General features: G+C 50.8%; 13 protein-coding genes and 2 pseudogenes. 7 read left to right on the top strand and 8 right to left on the bottom strand.

All coding sequences use genetic code 11. The annotated features are described in order from the left end of the window. The first annotated feature begins 508 nt into the window (after positions 1-508). Positions 509-4,006: a VCBS repeat-containing protein gene (locus GCU44_RS11900; RefSeq protein WP_154856593.1), complete on the top strand. Its 3,498-nt coding sequence runs from the start codon at positions 509-511 to the stop codon at positions 4,004-4,006. On the opposite strand, the gene GCU44_RS11895 is transcribed toward GCU44_RS11900, so the two are convergent. The 3 genes from GCU44_RS11895 to GCU44_RS11885 are packed head-to-tail and all read right to left on the bottom strand — an operon-like array spanning position 3,985 to position 8,929. After that, positions 3,985-4,386, bottom strand: a complete 402-nt coding sequence (locus GCU44_RS11895; RefSeq protein ID WP_154856592.1) for a hypothetical protein — start codon at positions 4,384-4,386, stop codon at positions 3,985-3,987. The two genes, GCU44_RS11900 and GCU44_RS11895, sit on opposite strands and share 22 nt — an antisense overlap. Beyond that, a complete protein-coding gene (locus tag GCU44_RS11890; RefSeq protein ID WP_154856591.1) occupies positions 4,386-5,819 on the bottom strand; it encodes a RagB/SusD family nutrient uptake outer membrane protein in 1,434 nt (477 codons plus the stop codon). Before GCU44_RS11890 ends, GCU44_RS11895 begins: the two co-directional genes overlap by 1 nt. Before the next feature lie 8 nt (positions 5,820-5,827). Further along, positions 5,828-8,929: a SusC/RagA family TonB-linked outer membrane protein gene (locus tag GCU44_RS11885; RefSeq protein WP_154856590.1), complete on the bottom strand. Its 3,102-nt coding sequence runs from the start codon at positions 8,927-8,929 to the stop codon at positions 5,828-5,830. Positions 8,930-9,855: 926 nt separating this feature from the next. Between GCU44_RS11885 and GCU44_RS11880 the strand changes: the two genes are divergently transcribed. From GCU44_RS11880 to tnpA, 4 genes and pseudogenes are all read left to right on the top strand, one after another. Beyond that, on the top strand, positions 9,856-11,196 hold the full coding sequence (locus GCU44_RS11880; RefSeq protein WP_161993935.1) for a sulfatase-like hydrolase/transferase: 1,341 nt from the start codon (positions 9,856-9,858) through the stop codon (positions 11,194-11,196). Positions 11,197-11,593: 397 nt separating this feature from the next. Next, entirely contained in the window at positions 11,594-12,274 is a 681-nt protein-coding gene (locus tag GCU44_RS11875) for a porin family protein (protein ID WP_154856588.1), read from the top strand. 337 nt (positions 12,275-12,611) lie between these two features. After that, positions 12,612-12,935: pseudogene (locus tag GCU44_RS11870) on the top strand (type I restriction endonuclease); the annotation flags it as partial. A 17-nt stretch (positions 12,936-12,952) separates the two neighbouring features. Further along, positions 12,953-13,430 (top strand): annotated as a pseudogene (tnpA, locus tag GCU44_RS23540) (IS200/IS605 family transposase). Between the two features lie 169 nt (positions 13,431-13,599). On the opposite strand, the gene GCU44_RS23080 reads toward tnpA, so the two are convergent. Further along, complete coding sequence (locus GCU44_RS23080; RefSeq protein WP_162533409.1) at positions 13,600-14,091, bottom strand: hypothetical protein; 492 nt, start codon at positions 14,089-14,091, stop codon at positions 13,600-13,602. A gap of 117 nt (positions 14,092-14,208) precedes the next feature. Between GCU44_RS23080 and GCU44_RS11855 the strand changes: the two genes are divergently transcribed. Both GCU44_RS11855 and GCU44_RS11850 read left to right on the top strand, forming a co-directional pair. Next, the gene (locus tag GCU44_RS11855) at positions 14,209-15,345 is read left to right on the top strand and encodes a DUF4221 family protein (RefSeq protein WP_154856586.1); all 1,137 of its coding nucleotides are present in this window, start codon (positions 14,209-14,211) and stop codon (positions 15,343-15,345) included. 621 nt (positions 15,346-15,966) lie between these two features. Next, a complete protein-coding gene (locus tag GCU44_RS11850) occupies positions 15,967-17,112 on the top strand; it encodes a glycoside hydrolase family protein (protein WP_154856585.1) in 1,146 nt (381 codons plus the stop codon). Positions 17,113-18,331: 1,219 nt separating this feature from the next. Here GCU44_RS11850 and GCU44_RS11845 read toward each other — a convergent pair. The 4 genes from GCU44_RS11845 to GCU44_RS11830 form a co-directional block, all read right to left on the bottom strand. Continuing rightward, positions 18,332-20,146, bottom strand: coding sequence for an arylsulfatase (locus GCU44_RS11845; RefSeq protein ID WP_241684925.1), 1,815 nt, complete (start codon positions 20,144-20,146; stop codon positions 18,332-18,334). 25 nt (positions 20,147-20,171) lie between these two features. Beyond that, the gene (locus GCU44_RS11840) at positions 20,172-21,611 is read right to left on the bottom strand and encodes a sulfatase family protein (RefSeq protein WP_154856584.1); all 1,440 of its coding nucleotides are present in this window, start codon (positions 21,609-21,611) and stop codon (positions 20,172-20,174) included. A gap of 36 nt (positions 21,612-21,647) precedes the next feature. Beyond that, positions 21,648-23,000 (bottom strand): sulfatase family protein, encoded by a 1,353-nt coding sequence (locus GCU44_RS11835; RefSeq protein ID WP_154856583.1) that lies wholly within the window; start codon positions 22,998-23,000, stop codon positions 21,648-21,650. Between the two features lie 231 nt (positions 23,001-23,231). Next, the gene (locus tag GCU44_RS11830) at positions 23,232-24,590 is read right to left on the bottom strand and encodes a Gfo/Idh/MocA family protein (RefSeq protein WP_154856582.1); all 1,359 of its coding nucleotides are present in this window, start codon (positions 24,588-24,590) and stop codon (positions 23,232-23,234) included. Between the last annotated feature and the right edge of the window lie 58 nt (positions 24,591-24,648).

Genomic DNA, 24,648 nt, shown 5'->3' with positions numbered 1-24,648 from the left:
AGGTTTTAGGTACTCTTTCCAGGGTTTCAATAGCCTCAATAACCTTGTAAATCTTGTTTTGAACTTTAACTGTCTGTTTTTTCAGAAAGTTCTCAAAATAGTCTTGGTAGGCTATGACTTCCCTTACTTTATCCATGAACGTAAATGTAACTTAAAAGTTACCATTTTCAAAATTTTAAAAAGTTGGTTATATGTGAATTAACTTTCACAATATGCGCTATAACTTGTATATATACCTGTCTAATTCAGGGTTACGCATCCCAATTTGGGTGGATAACCCATATTAAAATCACCTTTTTTATCAGGAGATAATACTACTAAATTTTACAGTAAAAAGCCCAAAAAAACAGACAAAATCACTACACAAAAGATAACAGACGGCAGCGCACAAAACCCAGGCAGCAGGCAAACCGTCGTTTTCACAAAAAATTAACCCCCTTCGCTTCCCATTCCCTGACCAAATTCGGTATCTTTATTCCACTAATTTAGTCCGATCACCCTGCGCTCCATGAAACAATCCCTCGTACCGGTAGTGATGGCCCTGCTTTTGGGGTTTTCCTGCCGGGAACCCCAGCTGCTTTCGGAAATCCCCGCTTCCCACTCGGGAGTAGATTTCCAAAATACACTGCGCGAAGACGAGTTTATGAACATCCTTACCTTCGAATATTTCTACAACGGCGCCGGTGTGGCCGTGGCGGATTTTAACGGGGACGGGCTAGACGACCTCTTCTTTACCTCCAACATGGGGAACTCGGAGCTCTATATCAATACAGGGGATTTTACCTTCGAAAATCGCACGGCTTCCTCGGGAATCACTACCCAGGGAAAATGGGCTACCGGCGTCAGCATCGTCGATATCAACCAGGATGGCCTGCGGGACATCTATATTTGTTTTTCAGGGCCCTACGGCTCCCCCCAACGCGCCAACGAATTGTACGTCAATCAGGGCGACCTGACCTTTACCGAAATGGCAGAAAGCTACGGACTGGCGGACCGGGGTTTCAGTACGCAAGCGGCCTTTTTTGACTTCGACCGGGACGGGGACCTGGACCTGTACCTGCTCAACAACATGACCGATGAAACGGGTCCCAATATCATCCGTCCAAAACGGCTGCAGGGGGAAATGCTCAACACGGACAAGCTGTACCGCAACAACGGGGACCAAACCTTTACGGATATTTCCACCGAAGCAGGCATCACCATCGAAGGCTACGGACTGGGGGTAGCCATCACGGATAGCAACGGGGACGGATGGCCGGATATTTACGTCAGCAACGACTACCTGTCCAACGACCTGCTCTACCTCAACCAACAAGACGGTACCTTTACAAATGTGGCCGGAAAGGCCTTTCCCCATACCAGCTACTCGTCCATGGGAACGGACGTGGCGGATTTTAACAACGACGGACTCCCCGACATCCTCAGCGTGGACATGCTGCCCCCGGATACCTACCGGCAAAAACTGATGTTCGGAAAAACCGGCAACGACCGCTACCTGTCCGAACTCAAGACGGGCTACGAACCGCAACTCATGCGCAATACCTTGCAGCTGCACCGGGGCACCACTGCGGAAAACCTGCCCCTGTTTTCGGACATTGCCCCGATGGCAGGCGTCAGCGCTACCGACTGGAGCTGGGCCCCCTTGTGGCTGGACTTGGACAACGATGGATGGAAGGACCTGCTAATCACCAACGGCTATCCCCGCGACATCACCAACCGGGATTTTGTGGACTACCGATCCAATTTTGCGCGGCTTAGCAGCCGGGAAATCAGCGAAGCCCTCAAAAACCTGGAGGGAGCGCATATCCCTAATTTTATCTTCCAAAACCGCCGGGACCTTACCTTCCGGGATGTGGGCGTTGACTGGGGCATGGCACAGCCCTCCTACTCCAGCGGGGCTGCCTACGCCGACCTAAACAATGACGGCGCCCTGGACCTGATCGTTACCAATACCTACGCAAACGCCGCCATTTACCAAAACAATGCCGGGAAAAAGGGCGCTCGCTTTCTGCAGCTCCAGCTAACCGGCAAGCGTCCCAATATCCAGGCGCTTGGAGCAAAGGTATACCTATGGACGGATTCCCTGCAGCAGTTTCACGAGCAGTATTTAACCCGGGGCTACCAATCCTCGGTGTCCGAAACGATTCATTTTGGCCTGGGAACGGCCGAAACCGTGGATTCCCTACTCGTCGTCTGGCCAAACGGGGAGCACAGCCGGCTGACGGACATTCCCGCCAACCAAACCCTGGAACTGGATCAGGAAGCCGCTACCCCCGCTTCCAAGGAACCCGTCGGACCGCTTGCTGCAACCCCTACCCTTCGCCCGAAATCGGCACCGCAACTCCCGGTGTTTGCTCACGAAGAACGGTACTACGCGGATTTTAATCTGCAGCCCATGCTGCCCCACAAGCATTCCCAACTGGGCCCCGGAGCCGCTGTGGCGGACCTAAACGGGGACGGGTTGGAAGACCTGTATGTCGGAGGTGCCCACGGACAGAACGGGCAGCTTTTTATCCAAACCCCGGAAGGAAGTTTTGACCGCCGCTCCCTGCCGGAAGCGGATGCGGTGTACGAAGACATGGGTGCACTATTCTTCGATGCAGACGGGGACGGCGATCAGGACCTGTACCTGGTTTCGGGAGGAAACGAATTCAAACCCGGATCGCCCTATTACCAGGACCGGCTGTACCTAAACGATGGAAACGGTGAATTCCTCCGTGCGGAGGGATCACTGCCGGAAAATCCGGTAAGCGGTTCCTGTGTAATTGCCGGCGATTTTGACGCCGACGGGGACCTGGACTTGTTTATCGGAGGGCGACTGGCGCCCAATGACTATCCCCTTCCCGGGACCTCCCAATTGCTGCTTAACGAAGGGGGGAAATTCCGGGACGTAACAAAGGAGCGCGCGCCCGGACTGGCATCCATCGGCATGGTTACCGCGGCACTTTGGTCGGATTATAACAACGACGGCTGGCTGGATTTATGGCTGGTAGGGGAATGGATGGAAGTCACGCTTTTTGAAAATCAACAGGGAAAACTGGTTCGCAAACCTGGGGAAAACGGATTGGCAAACAGCGCCGGCTGGTGGAACAGCATCACTGGGGCCGACCTGAATGGAGACGGACGCACCGATTACATCCTCGGCAACCTGGGACACAATAGCCGCTACCAGGCCCGGGAGGGCGAGCCGCTGCAGATCCACTGGGCGGATTTTGACGCCAATGGCAGCCGGGAGGCGATTATTTCGGAGGTACGGGACGGCAAGCGCGTTCCCCTGCATCCCCGGGACGATTTGTTTCAACAGCTGCCCGCCTTACGAAAATCCTACCCCAGCTACCAGGACTATGCGCGGGCAGATTTGGCCTCCCTGATTGCCGCCACGGGTGTAAGCGAACCGCAGCAGTTGTCCGCTGATCGGTTTGCCTCCGGCATCCTCTTGAATACCGAAGAAGGCTTTCACTGGCTGCCGCTGCCCAACGAGGCGCAGCTGGCTCCGGTTTATGGAGCCCTGGCTTCGGATATTGACGGGGATGGACATACGGACCTTTTCTTAACGGGAAACAATCACCAGGCCGAAGCCATCAACGGTCCCTACGATGCCTCCTACGGGCTGCTGTTGCACGGCGACGGCAAGGGGAGCTTTACCTGTCCCCCACAATCGCCCTGGATCTCGGGGGACCACCGGGGATTGACCCATCTGCGGGTAGAGAGCCAGGGGAAAAACCTTGCCGTAGCCCTGAAAAACGATGCCCCCACGACCTGGCTGGATATCTTTCCGGCTGCGCCGCCGGATTTTTCTCCGCCAAAGGTCGATCGGGCTGCCTATGTGGAGCTTCATTACCGATCGGGAAGGATACGAAAAAAGGAATGCTACCGGGGAGCCGGGTACCTGACCCAACAACCCACTAGCATTCCCTATGAAAAAGAATTGATTCGCATCGAATATTTTGATCTGCAGGGAAATCGGCTTACCTCCTACCCCGTTCAATCAAATTTAGAGAAATAGCGAATCTCAAATCGATTTTGGTTGCCCCCCTTGAAGAGGGGCTGTTTTTCCGCACGAAGCACCAGGTGATTCCGGTCCAATGCCAGAATTTCGTAGGTACTACTCGGCACCCCGGCTTCGTCCAGGTAAACTAATTGATTGCCTTCCAGCTCGTAAGCATTGGAAATAAAGGACCCTTGCGCCAGGGTACGGGTTTCTCCGCTGGGGAGAAACTCGTAGATCTCTTCCTGGTGCCAGCCGCCACTGCTGAAACTAAACTGGTTGTAATGGTAATACGCGGAGTCCAACTTCCATTTGCCCAGCAGCTGCTCCCCGGGAGTCCGGGTACAGGCAGCCAGTGTTCCCAGGCCAAGGAGGAAGAAAAACGCAATTCGTTCCATCAATACCCGGGGTTTTGGGTCAACACACCGTTACTCAGATCAATTTCCCGTTGCGGAATGGCAAACAGGTAATGCTTGGGTCGTTCGAAGGTTCGGGGTGGCTTCAAGGGACCCAGGTCTTTCTGGTAGATGGCCACGATGTCCACGATGCCGGCCCGATCCCAGCGGATCAGGTCCTGATGGCGCTGGTTTTCACCGGCCAGTTCCACCCGGCGCTCGTGAATCAGGTGTTCCATGGTGGCATTGGTCAACGGGGCTCTACCGGACCGCTGCCGCACCGCGTTGATCTCGGCGTCTCCGTTTTGTCCGGAGCGTATTTTCGCTTCCGCTACGATCAGGTACACGTCTGCCGTACGCAAAATGGGGTTATTGTGACTCATGTTTAACCCGCCCTGTGGTCTCCAGGAACTGTATTTTCGGAAGTGGTAACCTGTCGAGGACAGGTCCTCCGTATAGGGCGTCAACCCCCGGCTACCCCCCAGGTCCACCATGTCTCCCGGTTTGTAGACGGTGTAATCCAATCGGGGATCCCCTTCTTCAAATTCATCGATCAAATCCTGCACCGGCTCGTGAAAATCCCATCCTCCCCAGGGTCTGGGGGTGGAATAGATCACGTGGTTGTTTTCCCGCCAGCCTTGCAAACTTTGCACCGCAAACAGCATCTCGGGGTTGTTTTGGGTTTCCACCCGGAAGTTATCCCCAAAATCATCGGCCAATGGATATGGACCATCCAGCACCTGCTGCCCGACCTGTATGGCCCCGGCAAAGTTCTCCTGATACAGGTACAACTTTGCCAGCAATCCCCGGGCAGAGCCTTTGTGTGCGCGGCCCAAATCATCCGGACCATGAGATTCCGGCAACAAATCGGCCGCAATGCTCAAGTCCGCCGCGATCTGCGCCTGCATTTCTTCCATGGTGGCCTTGGGTTTGTTGTACTCGTTGGCCAGTACGTCCGCCTCCAAAATCAAGGGAGTGCCCCCATAAATGACCATCAACCGCCAGTACATAAAGCCGCGCAGAAAGTGTGCCTCACCCAGCGTCCGGTTTTTTAGGCTCTGGTCCATGGATATATCGGGTACGTTGATCAAGACCGCGTTGGCGCGGGAAATGACCTCGTACTTGTGCCGCCAGCTGTAATACAACTGAGGATTCCCTGCATCGAAAGTAAAGGATTCGATGGCCTGGTCTTCGCCGTGGTCACCGGCCCTGAATTGATCATCGGAAGGAATATCGAAGGTATGCTCGGCATGCCCGTAGAAGTCATGCGTCACCAGCGGCTCGTACATGGCATTGGCGGCGGCGATGGCATCGTCCGCATTTCTCCAAAACTGGGAAGACGTCGATTGCCCATAAGGCACTGTCTCCAGAATGGAATCGTCACAGGCGCCTAGCAGCACCCCGGAAAGTAGTAGGTATAAAATCGTCTTTTTCATGGCTTGACTTAAAATGTAATGGTGGTACCGATGGTCCAGCTTCTGGCTTGGGGATACTGGGCAAAATCGGCATTCAACTGTAGGTTTCCGTCCGTATAGCCGAGTTCGGGATCCATGCCGGAATAGCCGGTGAGGATGAATACGTTCTGACCGGTGACGTAAAACCGGGCCCTTGTGACCCCGATACGTGAGGTCAGCATTTCTGGCAAGGTATAGCCCAGCACCATGTTTTTGAGCCGGAAGAAATCCCCCCGCTCAAGGAACATATCCGAGGTGCGGTGATTGAGGTTGTCTCGCTTGGTGGTCATACGGGGAATTTCATTGGTGCTTCCCTGACCGTTCCAGCGATTGATCGTTTCGGCATACATATTGAACGGGTACGTAGGATCAATCCCCTGCATGCGGTCGGCATTGTAAATGTCAAAACCTGCATTGCCCAGGAAAAACAAACTCAGGTCAAAATTTCCGTAGCCCAGTTCGGCGTTCAGCCCGTACACCACCTTGGGATGCGGATTACCGATGACTTCCCGGTCGGTTTCGTCGATCAGTCCGTCGTTATTCAGGTCGATAAAACGTACGTCTCCGGGCTGAATCAAGCCGGCTGTCCTTCGGGGATAGTTGGCGATATTCGCATCGCTTTGGATCTCCTCGTTGCTTTGGTAAATACCGTCTGCCCGCCAGCCATAAAAGCTGGCAATCGGAAAGCCTTCGTAGGTTCGGGACAACTCCTGGCTGGACCGGCCGTACAGCCGGGAACCGATGAAATTCCCGTCGGCTAGCTGGGTAACTTCGTTTTGGATAAAGGAAGCGTTTCCACTAACGGAGTAGAACAATTTGCCCTTGGTTTCCCGAAATACCAACTCCATTTCCAGACCCTGATTCCGCAGCTCTCCAATATTTTGGTTGGGAATCTGAGCGGTGCCGATGCTACCAATGGTAGGCGGCGCAATCAGCATGTCCTTGGTGTTTTTGATAAAATAGTTGAAGTTGGCCAATAAGCGATTTTCCAGAAATCCGATATCCAGGCCAAAATTGGTCATTTGGGCGGATTCCCAGGTGATGTTCAGATTGGGTATTCGGGTTTGGGCGGCACCAACCGTCTGATTGCCGCCAAAGGAATACCGGCGTCCCGAACTGATAAGCGCCAGGTACTGCAGACCGGGCACATTTTGGTTACCCAGGCTTCCCCAGCCCCCGGTAACTTTCAAATTGGAAATGAAGCCGATGTTCTGAAAAAAGTCTTCTTCGGATACCCGCCAACCCAGGGAGAATGCCGGGAAGTACCCCCAGCGGTTGCCCGGTGCAAATTTGGAGGACCCATCGCTTCGAAAGGTAGCTGTAACCAGGTAGCGCTCGTCGTAATCGTAGGCTACCCGACCAAAATAGGAGGCCAGGGCATCGTACGATTTTCCCCCGTTGATGGAATTCAGGGTTTGTCCCACGTCCAAAAACCGCTGGTCAAAGGACTCGTCGATAAAGTCCAGCTTGCTGGCGCTAAATCCATCCGAGTTAAAGGTCTGTGTGGTATACCCACCGACAAAATTCACCTTGTGCAGGTCAGCAAACACTTTGTCGTAGGAAACAAAGTACTCAGCCAGTACGGAGTAATACTCGTTGTAACTTCTAGATAGGGAGTTTCGGGGGTTAGCACGTATCTGGTCGTTGACGATAATGTTAAAATTAGAGCCGTCGCTGATGGCCCCTTCCAGGCCAAAATTCGCACGCACTTTCAAGCCTTCCAGCAATTCGTATTCCGCCTGCACGTTACCGAGCAGCTTGTGGCTGGTATTGTTGTTATCCAGGTTTTCCTGGGTAAAAATGGGGTTGTTGATATCGCCAAACTCGCCGGAAATCTGGGAGGAGCTATAGCTTCCGTCCGGATTCTGCACGGGCAATCCGGGATGGAAGCGAATGGCGCTCCACAACACGCCAGTCTGAGCCGAAAGGGTATTGGGACTGACCTGATCGATGGAAACCAATTGCAGGTTTTGCCCGATTTTAAACCGGTCGTTTATTTTGTGGTCGGAGTTCAGCCGAAAACTCAACCTCCTGAAATTGGAATTGGTAATCATCCCTTTCTCCTCAAAATACCCCCCGGAAAGCATAAAAGAGGAGTTTTTGTTGCCGCCGGTAAGGGTCAAATCCACGTTTTGCGTGGTTCCCTGTCCCAGCAGCTCTTCCTGCCAATTGGTTTGTTGGGTTTGGTAGGCGGGGTTTTCCCAGATGGGGTTGATGGCCAGGCCGTCGTTGGTATACCGTTCCCGCTTGAGCAAAGCCAAATCGGGGGCTTCCAGCACATCGATGGTCTTGATGGCATTCGATACGCCCGTGTAGCCGTTGAGCTCAAATTTCAGCGGTTGGTCAAAATCACCGCGTTTGGTGGTCACGATCACCACGCCGTTGGCAGCCCGGGTACCGTAAATGGCCGAAGCGGAAGCATCTTTCAGTATTTCAATGGATTCGATGTTGTTGGGGTTCACGTCGTTCAGGTTTCCGCCCGGCACGCCGTCAATGATGATCAGGGGATCGGCATTGTTTAAGGTACCCGTCCCCCGGATACGGATGGACCCTTGATTTCCGGGAGCACCACCGTTTCGGACCACGTTTACCCCGGCAGCTCTGCCTTGCAGGGCCTGGGCAGCGCCGGAAACGGGTAAATTCTGAATGGCCGTTCCCTTGACGGACGAAACCGCCCCGGTAACGTCCCGTTTTTCCTGGGTACCGTAGCCCACCACCAGCACTTCGGTCAGGGAGGTCTCGTCAGGGGTCATTTGAATGGTAAATTCGGTTTGGTTTCCCACCTGAATGGTCTGGGTGGCGTAGCCGATAAACGAAACGACCAGGGTCGCATCGTCGGGTACCGTGAGGGAAAAGTTTCCATCGATATCGGAAACGGTACCTGCACTGCTTCCGGTCACCGTCACAGTGGCGCCGGGCAAGGGCTGTCCCGTCTCATCTAAAATGGTGCCCCGTATGGTCACATCGCGGACTGCTTCTCCATTCGCCGCAGAAACCGCGGTCAGGGGAAGACATACCGCAAGCAGGGCTAGCAGCTGAAATGCAAACAGGCAACGTCGCATTGCCCGTTCGATTGGTAGGGTTTTATTCATGTGTTTGTAAGGGTAAAGAACTGAAACATTGGTTTTAGAGAAATTGATTTAGGAAATTAAGTAGTTGATACACTGTTTTTACAGGCTAATCGTCGCGTTTTTGATTTCTTTTACCCGGCGGAAAGATCCCGCAATGTGGATCCTTGGAGGATTTTCCTGAATGAATACTCTTTATTAGGCCGAATAGACTAAGCTTAATTCATTCGTTGTATTGGCTGCGACGGGCGCAACCTGCCTTCACCACAAACATCTTCATTAATCCCGGCGATTGACCTCAGGCCAGGGATTTTACCTGACCCCAAGGAAGAAACCAGTAACCCTTCTTGCTGGAGAAAACCATTCATCTTCCTCCATTGGGCTACAGTCTACCTCCCCTTCTCCTCCCTGCCAGCAAACCACCTCACTTCTGCAAAACCTTTGCAATGGAGGGATGAATTTACAATTAAATTTTGTAAAAAAGCCTTCCCAAGCACCTTTAAATTGAAATTTAACGGTTGATTAATTAAAAATATTTATGATAATAATTTATTAAAGTAAAAAATTAGGAACATTATCGAAAAATTCTAACTACCAGGGAAAGCTGCCCGGCCTACTGAGCCGACCGATCGGAATGGTTGCAGCAGTGCTCCTAAAAATCGCGCAAGTTTTACACGGTGGATAGTGGCGGTTTCGGGTAGTCGCGGCCCGTCCGGCTATTTAGGCGATACCGGATTTGCAGAGGTGTAGTTACCATCGGTAAAGGGAGTTGTATAATGGGCATTTCCCGGCCGACTTTAACGGCGTCGTTTCTTTGCCGCTTTCTTTTTGATGCCGGTTATTTCTTGCGAAATGATTCGGCCGCATCCGCTCCAAGGATTCATTTAGGACGGGGAGTTGTTCCGGTAATTCATAAAAAGTTCTTTCTTTGTAAAAAAACCAAACCCAACATGAACCGCCCTCTTCTTCTTTTCGGTATGCTTCTTTTCGCATGGGCCAGGCTCTCCCCGGCTCAAACTGCTCAGCAAGAGCGGCCCAACATCCTGGTAATCGTCCCGGACGATCTGGGATGGTCCGATGTGGGGTACCAGGGATCGGAAATCCGCACACCCAACATTGATCGGCTGGCCCGAAACGGGAAGATTCTGGAGCAATTTTACGTCATGCCTACCTGTACCCCTACCCGGGTCAGCCTGATGACCGGAAAATTTCCCAGCCGGTTCGGCGTATTGGCTCCCGCTTACGGAGAAGTGATCGACTTGGGAGCGCCCACCCTGCCCTCCCTGCTGCAGGAAGCGGGCTATTCTACCGCCATCGTAGGGAAATGGCACATGGGTTCGCCTCCCTATACTCCGCTGAAATACGGATTTGACCAGTCGTACGGGTACTTTGACGGACAGATTGATCCCTATACCCACGAATACAAAACAGAAACCCAACTAACCGACCGAAAATCCTGGCATCGAAACGACCGGTACCTGGAGGAAGAAGGGCACGTCACGGACTTATTGACGGCAGAGGCTGTCCGCTTCATCCGGGAAAGGCGAGAAAACCCCTTTTTCCTGTACCTGGCCCATCACGTGCCGCACTATCCTCTGGAAGAACCCGAGGAATACCTCGACCTGTATGCCGATAAACTGACCATGCACCCTTCCCGAAAACTATTTGCCGCCAGCGTCTCCCACCTGGACGTAGGAATTGGCAAAATCCTGCAGGCCCTGGAGGAAACCGGACAACGGGAAAACACGTTGATCTTGTTTCTCAGCGATAATGGGGGACAAAAAAGCTGGAGCAGCACCGAGCAATACCGGGGAAAATATGCGGATAAACCCCATCGCGTTTTGGGAAATAATTTTCCGCTCAGGGGCTGGAAAGGAGACCTCTACGAAGGAGGTATCCGTGTTCCCGGTATTGTTAACTGGCCGGGCCGGCTGCCGGCCGGAAAAATCAGTACCCCCATCCATATGAGTGACTGGCTCCCTACCTTGTTGGAAGTATCCGGCACGGCCCCGCAAGCGGAAAACACTTGGGACGGAGCCTCTGTCTGGAAGTACCTGGCAGGCCTGCAGGAAAAACCGGCAAGCCCCCGTTCCTTTTACTGGAAGATAAAGGGAGCCTCCGCCGTGCGGCAGGGTGATTGGAAATTGATCGTACGGGACAACGGACAGCGGGAATTGTATCAGCTAAAGGACGATTTTCGGGAAGGCCGGGACCTGTCCGGGCAGCATCCGGAAATGGTAACCCTCCTCATGGCCCTGTTGGAAAACTACCGGAAGGACGATCGAAACTAGTCTTCGCTACGGATGCAACAGGCCAGCCTGGCCAACCGTTTGTAGTTTTTTGCAGCCTGCTTGGTTGATAGCCCATGCCATTGCCAAATCCGGCGTGGAAAAGCGCTGCCCCCCGGCGGGTACGTTGTCCGGTTTTCTCCCATGTATAACCCAACCGAGCGTAGCTCCCGGGAGCCCTGGATTTTTCGGAAATAGCGAAAAGAAAGACGCAGCTAAACCGCTTGGAGGGAATGTTTTGCCTACACGTATCCCCTCGGAACAGGCTGCCAACCCAACGTTTTTTATACACCCATTAAATATGTATTTTTTATATTTTTATTTACAATATTTTACTAATATAAAAGAATTATATTTGCCCTGTTAATAAATCTTATAATTATTATAACGAAGCAACGTCATGAAAAAAACCCTATATTTTCGCCTAATCATTAGCCTAACGCTCCTGATAGTGACCGTACTGGCGAGTACCAACAGCAGTTCTGCACAGAACAACAACCCCGGGCCCAAGTTTGGTATCAAGGGAGGGTTGAATCTATCCCAACTTTACGTGGAACAACCCGACGTAGAGGATGAAAACATGAAGGCGGGTATACACTTCGGGGTATTTGGTAAAATCCCAATCAACAGTTTTGTGGCGGTACAGCCGGAAGTTTTGTACACCAATATGGGGTCCAAGGTTTCTTATGGGGGTTCCGATTTTGAAAACCGATTCGGTATCGAGACCGGTGAGATTCGGTTTAACCTGAATTACATACAGGTACCCATTGCATTGGCAGTAAATGTAGGACCACTGAATATTCACGCGGGTCCGTACCTAAGCTACCTGCTATCGGCAAATGTCAAGAACTGGAATTCCTCCGAACTGAGCCCAAACGTCGTGCAGCAATTGGATACCAAAGATTTTAACCGAGTAGACTACGGACTGGTAGTGGGCGTTGGATTTGATATTAAAAACGTCAACGTAGGAGCGCGTTACAATTACGGCCTTAGGGAAGTGGGAAATACCAATTTGGCCGGAAACCTAACCAATAACTCCAAAAATGGCGTAGGGCAGATCTACTTGGGTTTTGGTTTTTAATCGATCCTGACTTTTTCTGTCGACCATGCTTTTCTGAAAAGCATGGTTTTTTTTATGGCTTTACCGCCCGTGAAAAGCGGTCCTGGACCACCTGAAACCGAAGCCAGCCAGGTATTTTTCGCCCCCCTGATTCCTACAAGTCGGCACGGCAAACTTTCTACAAGGCTATTGCGGCTGATGGCCAAAAAATCCAGGTCTCCAGCAAGGAAAACAGACCGAGATGATGTACATTGGATGGGATAATACAATCAATTTACAAGACATTCCAAGAATTAGATTTTCTTTTTAGCGATTAACTAATATCTTTAGACCTGTAACCAATGGTGTATTTTTTACGATGTATAAAAAAAGCCTATCCGAACGGGACATTTGCACCAAATTCATTACGCCAGCGCTGAAAAAGGCAGGGTGGGATATTCACAAGCAGGTCCGTGAAGAAGTTTTTTTTACTGATGGCCGAATCATCGTGCAAGGTTCCCTTCATACCCGGGGAACAAGAAAAAGAGCCGATTACATCCTTTATTACAAAAACAACATTCCGCTCGCCATCATTGAGGCCAAGGATAATAAAAAAGGGGTAGGTTCTGGCATGCAGCAAGCCTTGGAGTATTCCGAAATTCTTCAACTGCTGTTTGTCTTTAGCTCGAATGGTGATTCGTTTACTAATTTGAATGTATTATGTGTACATTTTCACAGATCTATATTCAGGTGATATTCGCTATTAAAGGCCGAACCAGTTTGATTGGTGCGTCGTGGGAGGAAGAATTGTATAAATACATCACCGGAATAATCACTAACAAGGGTCAAAAACTACTTGCAATTAACGGCATGCCGGACCATATTCATACCTTAATCGGTATGAAGCCTGCATGCTGCCTGTCCGATCTTGTGAGGGAGGTTAAAAAGGCATCCAATGCTTTTGTCAAAGAAAAGAAATTTGTGAAGTACAAGTTTGAATGGTAGGAAGGTTATGGGGCATTTTCTTATTCCCATTCCGCTTTGGACAATGTAATTGCCTATATCCAAAACCAAAAAGAGCATCACAAGAAAATAACATTCTAGCAAGAGTATTATATATATCGGGTTTTTGAAAAAGTTTGAAGTAGAATATGGAGAAAAGTATTTGTTTAAATGGATAGATAATGCGTACCATTAATTTGTTTACCCTCATTTACTAATCAAACGGATTAGGTAATAAACCAGACCTCGAAGAGGTCACATGTTTATAGATAGCATTTACGTTCAGCGAAATGCGACCCCGTCGGGGTCGAATCTTCCTTGTTGAAATGCTTCTATAAACATATGGTCCCTTCGGGATGAAAAATTCAATCAATATCATTGACTGCCCTTTCACCGTTCGTCTGTCCATTGATTTCCCTGCCGGCATTCTTTTTGTTCTTACCGCCCCATTGTCTAAAGAAGAAAGCAACTTGGCATTGTCCGCCGGAAAAAGGAAGGAACACAGACCCGGAATGGGTCAAATGTTTATAAAGAAGAAGGCGGGATAGAACGATACGACCGCCTCGGAGTCGAATAAGGCGACAACTATCATCAAAGAGACGTACCTGGGTCAATATCAAAAAAAAACACCGACCCACGTTTTCCTTACCATCAAAATTTGGCTTTGCGAAAATATATCCGATAAATTGAGTTTTGTGCGAAATACGGTCAATTGATTCCTTTTGTCCGTTTGTTGACCTTATGAGACATGGTCTATTCAGCGCCAGCTTTAATTTAACGATAATTTTTAGGGACAGGGTGCCGCCACTTCGATATACTCCATTGAGGTCTTGGAAAAAAGAGTTAAAATACGTCAATAAATATGTGATACGACTATAATTTTAAATATATTTAAACTCCTGTATTCCAGATTTTAAGAAGGATATTCGCCCGTAAAATGAATCCTACTTGTTGACCGCAATCAATCCAAACCAATGAAAAGTCCTGTACTTGTATGCAGTCTACTTATTCTTTTAGGCTGCTCAGAAAAAAAATCCGAGCCAGCGGCCCCTGTTGATTTTTTATTGACCCAGGATACGGTGCTGATTGATCCACAAGGCAGCATTATCAACCTGAAATACGGTCTTACCCACCCCGAGCTTTCCGCCGATGGTAACTACCTGTATCACTATAACTATGGCGAGGCCAGGTTTGATAAGGTCAATTTGGAGACCTTGGAACTGGAGAGGACGCTCCAATATGAAAAGGAAGGCCCTGATGGAATGGGAGGATACATAGGCGGCTATGCATTGACCGGCAACGACCAGGTAATGGTCTGGTCCAATCGACTCAATGCCTTATTTGATCAGGAGGGCAAGAAAGTCAGGGACCTAAAGTTGACCAGAATTGCCTCGGAAATAGAGGGTCCGGAAATATTTCCCATACGCTTGATGGAGCATCCCAGTGATCCGAATACGTTTTATGGCCTGTACGGCAAGTGGCTGGACCACCAATTTTTTCTTATCCGGTTTGACCTGGAAACTGAGTCGTATGAAAAAATACCGTTACCCGAGACCAGGAAGCTCAACGACTACCGGATGGAAATCGAACACGAGGGAAAACCCGCAGGAGGGTTCAGCCCAAAACCTATAGCACACGCGATCCAGGACGAAAAAATCGTGATCACCAACGGCGCATTCAATGAAGCCTATGTGTACGATATCCGGTTGGATTCCCTGTACCTGAAAACCTGGGAAAGCCAGCTTACACCCAACCAAAATGAATACAAACTCCCAAAAACGGTGGAACTGCTGCAGGCGGAAGAACATTACATGAAATTCAATGAGTCGATTTATTTTTTACCTCCTAAATGGGACCCGGTATCTCAGCGTTACATCCGGCTATCGTTCACAACCCAATTTTCCGAAAACCTGGACGAATACGGAGAAGCAATCGAAACCGGCGCAGAAGTTTACCTCACCGTTTTGGACAAGGATTTAACGATGCTCGGTGAGACGTATCTGGAGCAATACCCAAAAAATCCACGCCAACACTTTTTTGCGGATAACAAAATCTGGTTGTATGAAAATATGGATGATGAATTGGGCTTCGTAAGGATTCGTCTAGACTGAAATAACAGATGGTTGTTTTACTTTACAAGATGAGGAGCCCTACATTTTGTAGACCTTTTCCTTTTGTGGCTAGTTTTTAGCCATTGCAAATGACCTTTTAACAATTGCGTTGCTGAAGTATGTTCTCAAAATAGAAGGGTGTCGTGGATGCTACACCCTGCGGGGATTTCCGTCCGATAATCCCTTGCTTAAACCATCAGACAAAAGGGGATTCGGATACGTGCGGTTTACCGATAACGGTATGCACGAGTAATTTTTTCAGTCCGTTTAAATGGTAGCTATTTTGCTTTAATTGGGTAAACGTCTAGTCGATTTACATGCACTAGTGGACCGCCAGCGCTTTCTGGTAGTGTAATTAAATCCCTCCGCCGCGGCGGAGGGAAAGGGGGATTTCAGGCACAGATTTTTCAACCCGATTCGAAGCGATTTACCCAGCTCCATCCCTCAACCCTTCGAAAGAATACCAACTGATTCAAGATCACCTGTAAGGTAACTTCGTAAAAAAGCTTTCATTACTGAAAAGGAAAAAACAAATACATGTTGTAAATTGGTTCTCAATAGCCATGCGTATCCCTTGTAAATGGGTGAGTAATCAGCAGCTAGGTAACCTTTTCGATTTCCGTGAAAAAAAAGCATCAACCGATCCTCCCCAAACCAAAGCCCTCCAACCGCAGGCGCTTCCTTAAAAGCAGTCTGTATTGCGGAGCGTTCGGAATGCTGAGCGGAAGCAGTTTGCTTCGGTTAGCACCTGAAACGAACGGCACGCCCCTTATCAAAACCAAACTCCGCCCGGTACTGGACGAAGACTGGTGGTTGATTGGTCCTCCCCCGGCACAGGGAAGCCATACAATCCCTGTCAAAATGGGTGATGACGGAAACCTCCTAAACTACGAATCGGTGGATCACCATCTCTTTCAGGCAAACGACGGGCAGTGGCACCTCTGGGGCTGTGTACGCCATACCGGATGGGGAAGAATCCTGTACCATTGGAAAGCCAAAAATCTAACCGACAGCCCTTGGGAAGACACCGGCGAGTTTATCCGGGCAAACGAGGCCTTTGGCGAGAGCATTAACGGATGGGGAAACGAAGAGTGGATCCAATCCCCTTTTTTCGTCAAAGAAAACGGCCTTTATTACATGTTTTATGGCGGCCACAGCACCGGGAGAAACCGGGAAGGCGTTCCGGCCCGGGGAAAAATCCGCAACGAAAGCTTTGACACCGAATGCCAGATTTGCATCATGACTTCCCCCGACGGGCTGCATTGGAGCAGACATGCCTTTGATGACGGGTTAAGCCGGGCATTTACCGGTCCGGGAGAGGCACGGGATCCCTGCCTGATCAAGATAGACGGTCTTTGGCACCTGTACTATACCGGCCTGGAGGACGGGGATCCGGAAAAAGGCGGGATGTTTGTTCGTACTTCACGGGACCTGCTCCATTGGTCCAACTACCAACTGGTACACCGGGCAAGGCAGTACGGCAGCAATTGGTGGGAAATCGAATGCCCACACGTGGTGTACCGGGAGGGCTATTATTACCTTTTCCGGACCCAAAACTATGTGCAGGCGATTACCCATGTGTTCCGAAGTGACGATCCCCTGGACTTTGGCAGGGAGGATGCCTCTGCCACGCGTAAATACCTGGGACAAATTCCCTGCGCCGCTCCGGAAATATATGAGGTGGGTGGGGAGGAGTTCCTGTCCTCCAACCACAACCCGGCCTTGGGCACCCAACTGTGTCGGTTGCGCTGGGAGACGGAAAGCTAAGGGTGCGAAAATCGTTTGTCAATGAATCTGCGCTGCTCATTGGTTAACTCTTTCGTTTTCTGATTCGTTCATGGCCGTTGCAGCTGGCCTTTTTCCGATTGCGATGTTAAAAAAAGATCTTGATGGAAAGGTGTCGGGGATACTACAGCCAGCGAGTTTTCCACTACTGATATGGAATGGATGGTATGACCCCTCAATCTAAAAAAGAGCTATTCTTACAATGCGTGCAATTCAGATTCAACCCCTTCCGGGGTTGGAGATACTTTTTTATTTGCTTTTTCCGTGGGCGGCACCCACGGTTAGTATTGTTCAGGCCCTTCAGGCCTGCTTTTACTGAGAAAAGCATCAACAGTCTTATTTGATACCTACTAAAATTACTGTTCATTTGGTCCAACCATATGTTAATGACGTACCAAATTACTTCCCAAGAAACAAGCCGTACTCAACTCCGAAGCCTGAAGGGCTTCAATACCAATAACCCCGGGCGAAACCCGGGAATCATGAGCCGGTCTATCCTGCCTCCAACCCCAGAGTGGGTTGAATAAGGTACCGCAAACCAACTGTCCTATCCAGAGATAAGCTCTCCTATGCCATCAGCTTCGAAATGCCGGTGTAGCAGCAAGAATATTTGATCGTAAAAAGACATCAACGTAAGGTTCAACCCCATCCGGGGTTGGAGGTACTTCTTTGTTTCCTTTTCCGTGGGCGGCACCCATGGTTAGTATTGTTCAGGCCCTTCAGGCCTGCTTTTACTGAGAAAAGCATCAACAGTCTTATTTGATACCTACTAAAATTACTGTTCATTTGGTCCAACAATATGTTAATGACGTACCAAATTACTTCTCAAGAAACAAGCCGTACTCAACTCCGAAGCCTGAAAGGCTTCAATACCAATAACCCCGGGCGAAACCCGGGGATCACGAGCCGGTCTATCCTGCCCCCAACCCCGGAGTGGGTTGAACAAGGTACCGCAAACCAACTGTCCTATCCGGAGATAAGCTCTCCTATGCCATCAGCTTCGAAATGCCGGTGTAGCAGCAAGAATATTTGATCGTAAAAAAACATCAACGTAAGGTTCAACCCCATCCTGGCTTGGAGGTACTTTTTTATTTGCTTTTTCCGTGGGCTGCACCCACGGTTAGTGTTGTTCAGGCCCTACAGGCCTGCTTTTACTGAGTGAATACTTCCCCCAATAAAAATACCACTCTCGTGCCAGATTTCATGGATCAGTCATCTTTTCCAACTCCATCCATAGCGGAAAAATACTTCTTCCTTCCGTCACATAGTGGGGAATCAGGTCTACTTCCATTTCGGGCAAAAAGACGTTCTCCAACGTAATTTCGTCGGTAGGTACTGCTTCGATTTGCTCCTGAATAATTACCGAATTGGTTTCCAGCACCATTTTTCCCTTGGTTTCCAGGGGTTTGATAAATTTGAAGCGAATGTTATACCTCCCCTCCAGGGTCTTGACCTTCCACATGCCAAATACCTCTTCCTGGGTCCAAATGCCGCGCTCCCCACCGGCATCGTTGCGGTTGAGGTAAACCGGGTTTTCCTGCTCGCTGCCGATGATTACCCGCTGGGCCTGGTTGAGGTGGGGAGATTGCGTCAAATCGGCTATCATCGCATCCATTTCGGATTTCAGTGCTCGCGCAACCGGTTTATTCGCTTCCACGATCGAGTTTAATTCGTAGGGATCTTCCTTCAGATCAAACAGGTCAAACTCCCCCACCTCCGCATCAAAATCGGTATTCCCGACCAACTTATACTTTCCCTTTTGCAGGGCCACATTGGTGTACAATTCGGGGTACCTCCGGGTCCAGTAAAAGAACAAGGACCTTTCGTCAAAGCCGACCACATCCCTTCCCTGCAGCAAGGGAACGAAGCTTTTGCCGTCAATTTTCCGGTCTGTCGGAAGGGACGCCCCGCATAGGTCAGCGAGCGTGGGCAGCACGTCGATATGGGCCAGGCTGGTGGAAATGTCCCTATTGCCTTCCAGTCGATCCGGTAACCGGAGAAAAAACGGTACGCGTACCCCTCCCCGGAATACACTTCCTTTTCTACCACGCATCCCCCCCACGTAGCGGGCCTGCTGGGGACCGTTGTCGGTCATAAAGATCACAACCGTATTCTCCGCAATATCCAGTTCTTCCAACTTATTCAGTACCCTTCCCACGTTATCGTCGATATTGGATACCATGGCATAGACTTTTCGGGCAGCTTCTTTGTCCCGTTCGCTCATTTCCGGAAAAGGACGGCCGTCTTCGTCAAATCCGGCCGAGGGATCCAGGTCCTTGTACCGTTCATAATACTTGTCCGGAACCTGCAGGGGGGTGTGGGGAGCATTGAATGAAAGGTAGAGGAAAAACGGCTCCGCTGCCTTTTTTTCGATAAAGGTCAAGGCCTCCGTGGTGAAAATATCCGAACAATAGCCCTGAAAGGCCTTTTGCTCCCCGTTGTACCAAAGAACAGGATCGAAATAACTACGGTCTCCTTGAAAATACGTGGTAAAATCTCCCGGCTGCCCCATGCCACCGGAAAGGTGAATCAGGGATTCCTCAAAACCCTGGTCGCCGGGACGGAAGGGGTAATTGTCACCCAAATGCCATTTTCCAAAAATACCCGTTCGGTAGCCAGCCGACTGCAGCGTCTCGGCAAGGGTTACTTCTTCGGTAGCCATGGTGGCTCCGCCGTTATAGGTATCCCGCACACCGGTACGCAGGGAATACCGGCCTGTCATCAGACTGGAGCGCGTAGGCGCGCAAACCGGTGACACGTAAAAGTTGGTCAAGCGCACACTTTCCCTACCTAGCTGGTCCAAAACGGGCGTTTGAACATGGGGATTGCCGTGAATACCCAGATCCCCGTAACCTTGGTCATCGGTGATAATCAGAATCACGTTTGGGCGCTCGGGCGCTTGAAATGCCAGCCCCTTATTTTCGTCAGCTAGCACCAATGCGAATGCCGCCAGCAATCGGAAGTAAATCGTTTTCCCCTTCATGTACGTATCTTTTTTTATGGATGATCGACGCATTTTCCCGTTTTCTGCAGATTGTGGGCTATTTTTCCAGTTGATTTTCTACCGGTACGACACCCGCCTTGTGTGCTTCCATGACCGCTCTGATTTCAGCGATGATCTCGGGATGTGCATCGGCTATATTGAAGCGCTCACCGGGGTCTACGTTGACATTGTACAGCAGCGGTGTATCCAATACCGTGGGCGTATTTTCCACAGTCACTTCCGGGCGGGTTACCGGATGTGCCGTAGGATTTCCGTATTCCAGTTGGGTGATAAAATGTGCCTTGTAATCCCCCTTACGAACCGCATAAACCTGCTGACCCCGGTAATAAAACACCGTCTCCCGACCGCTTTTACCCGTACCCCGAAGCAACGGACTGAGGTCGTAGCCATCGTACACCCGGTCATCCGGCAATTCGGTGCCGGACAAGGCACAGAAGGTAGGCAGCAAATCCATCGTAGTGGCCATGTCCCGTACGACACCCGGTTTGATGCCTGCCGGCCACCAGAAAACCGTGGGCTCCCGCATCCCCCCTTCAAAGGTGCCTCCTTTTGCTCCTCTCAGCAGCCCGGCCGTACCCCCATGGGTTCGGAAGGTGTGCCAGGGGCCGTTATCAGAGGTAAAGACCACCAGGGTATTCTCGGCCACGCCCGCTTCTTTCAAGGCCTCCAAAATTTGTCCCACCGACCAATCGATTTCCTCGATCACGTCTCCGTAAATGCCAGCCAGGGATTGCTCCCGGAACTCCGCCGAGCGGAACAGCGGAATATGGGGCAGGTTATGCGCCAGGTAGATAAAGAACGGATCCTCTCCGAATTCATTGATTTTATTCACCGCCTCTTCGGTATATCGGCGGGTGATGGTTCGCTGGTCCGTTGGACGTTCGATTATTTCCTTGTCTCGCAATAAGGGAACATTGTATGCCTGGTAGCGTTCCTGATCGGCCAAGGTAAAGTGATCCGTTTTCTCTACCTTGTCCATATCGTTGGAATAGGGGATGCCAAAATAGCTGTCAAAACCATGATCCGTGGGCAAATGAGGAAATGAATGCCCCAAGTGCCATTTTCCGATAGCTGCGGTACGGTAGCCGGTACCCTTTAGAGCCCGGGCAATGGTAATTTCCGATTGGGGCAAGCCTCCTTTCGAATCCGGGAACAACACCCGCCGCCGATCGCTGGCCATGCCGGAGCGAATGGGCAATCTGCCGGTAAGCAACCCGGCCCTGCTGGGCGTACAGACGGGGGCCGCCACGTAAAAGTTGGTCCACTTTTGCCCTTCAAAAGCCATGCGGTCCAGGTTAGGGGTGTGGATGGTCGGGTGTCCAAAAACCCCCAAATCCCCGTAGCCCAGGTCGTCGGCAAAGATAACGATGATATTGGGCGGATCGTTTTTTAGCCGGTCGGAAGTTGCCATTGAGGGCACGATGCCGTAAAAAAGGATTAGCGCAAGGGGTAGTACATTTACTAAAATTGACTTCATGGTATATGTGTTTTTTGGGTTTTAGCTGCTATCCTATCAATCCGGGCGCTGCCAGGGGACTTTTCCACTTTCCTGAATCTGGAGCCGTAGCAATCGGTGCAATTCCTGGTAGCCTTCCGGCTCTTCTTCGATGCGATTCGTTTGTTCCAGCGGATCTTCTTTCAGGTGGTACAATTCCATCGGCTGATACGGGCTATTCTGCAACAGTTTCCAGTCCCCCAGCCGCAGGGCATGGTAGGCTTTCCCACCGTAGCGGGTTCCTCCTTCCCTTCGGACAAAATACAACGGACGATCGCTGGCAGGCATCTGTTTGCCCAGCAGCATTGGCAAAAAACTACGCCCGTCTATCGATTCGGGTAGGCTTGCCTCCACCAGTTCGGCCAGTGTGGGCAATACATCCATGGTCAGGTTTACCTGCGCGGATACCGACCCTGCCTGGATATGCCCCGGCCAGGAAATAAGCGCCGGCACCTTTAATCCCCCTTCGTACATGCTTTGTTTTCCGTCCCGCAAAGGCCCATTGTTTGCCTGACTTGGCAAATGCCCGCCGTTATCGCTGGTGAAGATGATGAGCGTGTTTTCGTACTGTCCGGTTTCCTTAAGCGCCTGCACCACTTGCCCGATTCCCTCGTCCATGTGTTCGATAAAGGCCAGCAGTTCGGCCCGGGTATCGGATAGGCCGGGTTCCCTGCGTTTTACCTTTTCCAGCCATTCTTCGGGGGGCTGTACCGGAAAATGGGGGGCATTGTAGGCCAGGTATAGAAAAAAAGGTGATTCGGCATCCTTCCTTGACTGAATGTAATCGACGGACCATTGGGTAAACAGGTCGGTGGCGTGGCCTTCCGCCTCGATGCTGGATTTGTTGAGCCGCAGGTAATTTCTCCCGTGCCGGCGGTGCGTCCAGTAGTCGTCCATCATGTCTTCCAACCAGCCATGAAAATAATCAAATCCCCGTTCATTGGGCAGGTTGGGTGTTTCCAGGCCCAGGTTCCATTTGCCCACATGGGCGGTATGGTAGCCTTTTTCCCGTAGCAGCGCCGGGAGAAGTTTGGCTTTGGGGTCCAGGTATCCCCAGGTATTATCCGGAATCGAGCGAATCAGCCCAGGCACTCCCACCCGATCGGGATAGCGGCCCGACATCAGGGAAGCCCGGGTAGGGGCACATACCGGGGAGTTGGTGTAGAAATTATCCAGCCGCATACCGTCTGCACGGAGCGCATCGATATGGGGCGTTCGGATGTCCTTCGTTCCGTAGTAGGACACGTCGTGATACCCCTGATCATCGGTTAAAATAATAAGAATATTCGGTTTTTCGGAGGGTATGGATTGTCCTGCCAAATGAATGGAGTAAAGAAACGGCAGTACCAGGAAGAATATTTTATAACGCATAGGGGGCCGGGACAGGTCATTTGAGCACGATTCCTAAATTACTGAATAATTTTTCAAATTGCCGTTGTACAACCTGTTTTTATGCGAATAGGGCACATTTTCGATCCTGTAGGCGTCGAAAACCTCTTGCAGAGTTGCCGGGAAAAGAAAAAGCCAGGACCGGATGTCTTGGTAAAACCGGCCCTGACTGTTCTTCGATAAAAATTTAGGAAATTTTTTGACCGAATTATATCACACCTTCCAGCCTTTTCGGTACGTTCTGGAAAGGTACCGATTGGCTTCTGCGGGTTGGCTGATTTTCATTCGGCGGGCATCCCAGGTAAGCAGGGTATTGGGCATGCGAATCGCCACGGTACCCAAAATCACCGTTTCGGACATGGGGCCGGAAACGGCGAAATCGCTTTCGGTCTTCACCTTGCCCAGGCAGGCATCTGCAAAATGATGGTAATGGTCGCGTTCTTCGAGATCCGGGCTGCCTACCGCTTGAAACTTGTTCTCCGGCAATAACACGGGCATTTTGGTATGGGGAATCAAGAGGGCGCCCTCGGTACCAATCAGCATGGCCGATTCCGCCGGATAGTCTTCCAGTGAATACAACGCCCGAACGGCTTCGGGGGGATAAAACTCCCCGTCAAACCATTCTACCGTCAATGTATCGGATGCGGTCATGTCGTTGCCGGGAAACACCCAGGTAATGTGATTGCTCTGTGGCCAGGTATCCGCTCTCCGGGCGGGGGATTGCTCCCAGGATTCCTGCACCCGCGCAGTCACCGAAAGGGGAGCAGTCAATCCCATTCCTTTCCAGACAGCATCCAGAATGTGGCAGCCGATATCCCCCGACCAACCGGTTCCAAAATCCTGCCAGGCCCTCCATTTGGAAGGATGGTAAATTTTGGGTGCATAGGGACGCATGGGGGCTGTTCCTATAAATTGCTCCCAATGCACGTGGGCCGGGGGATTTTCACCGTTCGCCGGGCGGGGTCCTTCAAACCGGTAGGCCTCCGTGGCGCCGGGCCGGTTGGAGCAAAGGTACACCTGCTTTATTTTTCCAATATGCCCTTCCTTGATCCATTGCACAGCGGTGCGGTCTCCCTTACCGGAGGCGTGTTGGGTACCCAGCTGACTGACAATGCCTGCTTTTTTGGCGGCTTCGGTGAGTTTTCGGATTTCGGCCACGTCGTGGCACATGGGCTTCTGGCAATACACGTGCTTGCCTGCCTGTATGGCGCGGTAACTGATCGGAAAATGGTTGTGGTCCGGCACGCTGACGTTTATGGAATCGAAATTCACCATTTCATTCGCAAATAAGGTTCGCCAATCGGTATAGGTTTTTGCCTGCGGCAAGGCCTCCGATGCCCTGGCCAAATGGTTTTCGTCCACGTCACAAATGGCGACGATTTCCACTTCCGGATGGGATTTGAAGCGATTCAGATCGTGCCAGCCCATGCCCCCTACTCCTACACAAACATGCCGGAGTTTTTTCTTTCTCGTAAAAAAATTAGGGTAGTGCGCAAGCAATGGAGGCGTTAATGCCAATAGCGCTGAGCGGTTTAAAAATTTCCTTCGGTTGATTTTTGTTAATTTATTCATGGTAAACGGGATTTCGGGTTTATTATGGAATATAATGTAAACTTCCCGAAAAACCGTA

It is taken from the genome of Cyclobacterium xiamenense (genome assembly GCF_009467825.1).
GTDB classification, from domain to species: Bacteria; Bacteroidota; Bacteroidia; order Cytophagales; family Cyclobacteriaceae; genus Cyclobacterium; species Cyclobacterium xiamenense.
This window is presented reverse-complemented; position numbering and strand designations above follow the sequence as displayed.

What these genes read in the sequence shown, in the direction of transcription:
- GCU44_RS11840 (WP_154856584.1), bottom strand. Translation starts at nt 21,611, where the DNA reads ATGAAGTCAATTTTAGTAAATGTACTACCCCTTGCGCTAATCCTTTTT.
- GCU44_RS11900 (WP_154856593.1), top strand. Translation starts at nt 509, where the DNA reads ATGAAACAATCCCTCGTACCGGTAGTGATGGCCCTGCTTTTGGGGTTT.
- GCU44_RS11845 (WP_241684925.1), bottom strand. Translation starts at nt 20,146, where the DNA reads ATGCGTCGATCATCCATAAAAAAAGATACGTACATGAAGGGGAAAACG.
- GCU44_RS11830 (WP_154856582.1), bottom strand. Translation starts at nt 24,590, where the DNA reads ATGAATAAATTAACAAAAATCAACCGAAGGAAATTTTTAAACCGCTCA.
- GCU44_RS11880 (WP_161993935.1), top strand. Translation starts at nt 9,856, where the DNA reads ATGAACCGCCCTCTTCTTCTTTTCGGTATGCTTCTTTTCGCATGGGCC.
- GCU44_RS11895 (WP_154856592.1), bottom strand. Translation starts at nt 4,386, where the DNA reads ATGGAACGAATTGCGTTTTTCTTCCTCCTTGGCCTGGGAACACTGGCT.
- GCU44_RS11855 (WP_154856586.1), top strand. Translation starts at nt 14,209, where the DNA reads ATGAAAAGTCCTGTACTTGTATGCAGTCTACTTATTCTTTTAGGCTGC.
- GCU44_RS11890 (WP_154856591.1), bottom strand. Translation starts at nt 5,819, where the DNA reads ATGAAAAAGACGATTTTATACCTACTACTTTCCGGGGTGCTGCTAGGC.
- GCU44_RS11875 (WP_154856588.1), top strand. Translation starts at nt 11,594, where the DNA reads ATGAAAAAAACCCTATATTTTCGCCTAATCATTAGCCTAACGCTCCTG.
- GCU44_RS11885 (WP_154856590.1), bottom strand. Translation starts at nt 8,929, where the DNA reads ATGAATAAAACCCTACCAATCGAACGGGCAATGCGACGTTGCCTGTTT.
- GCU44_RS11835 (WP_154856583.1), bottom strand. Translation starts at nt 23,000, where the DNA reads ATGCGTTATAAAATATTCTTCCTGGTACTGCCGTTTCTTTACTCCATT.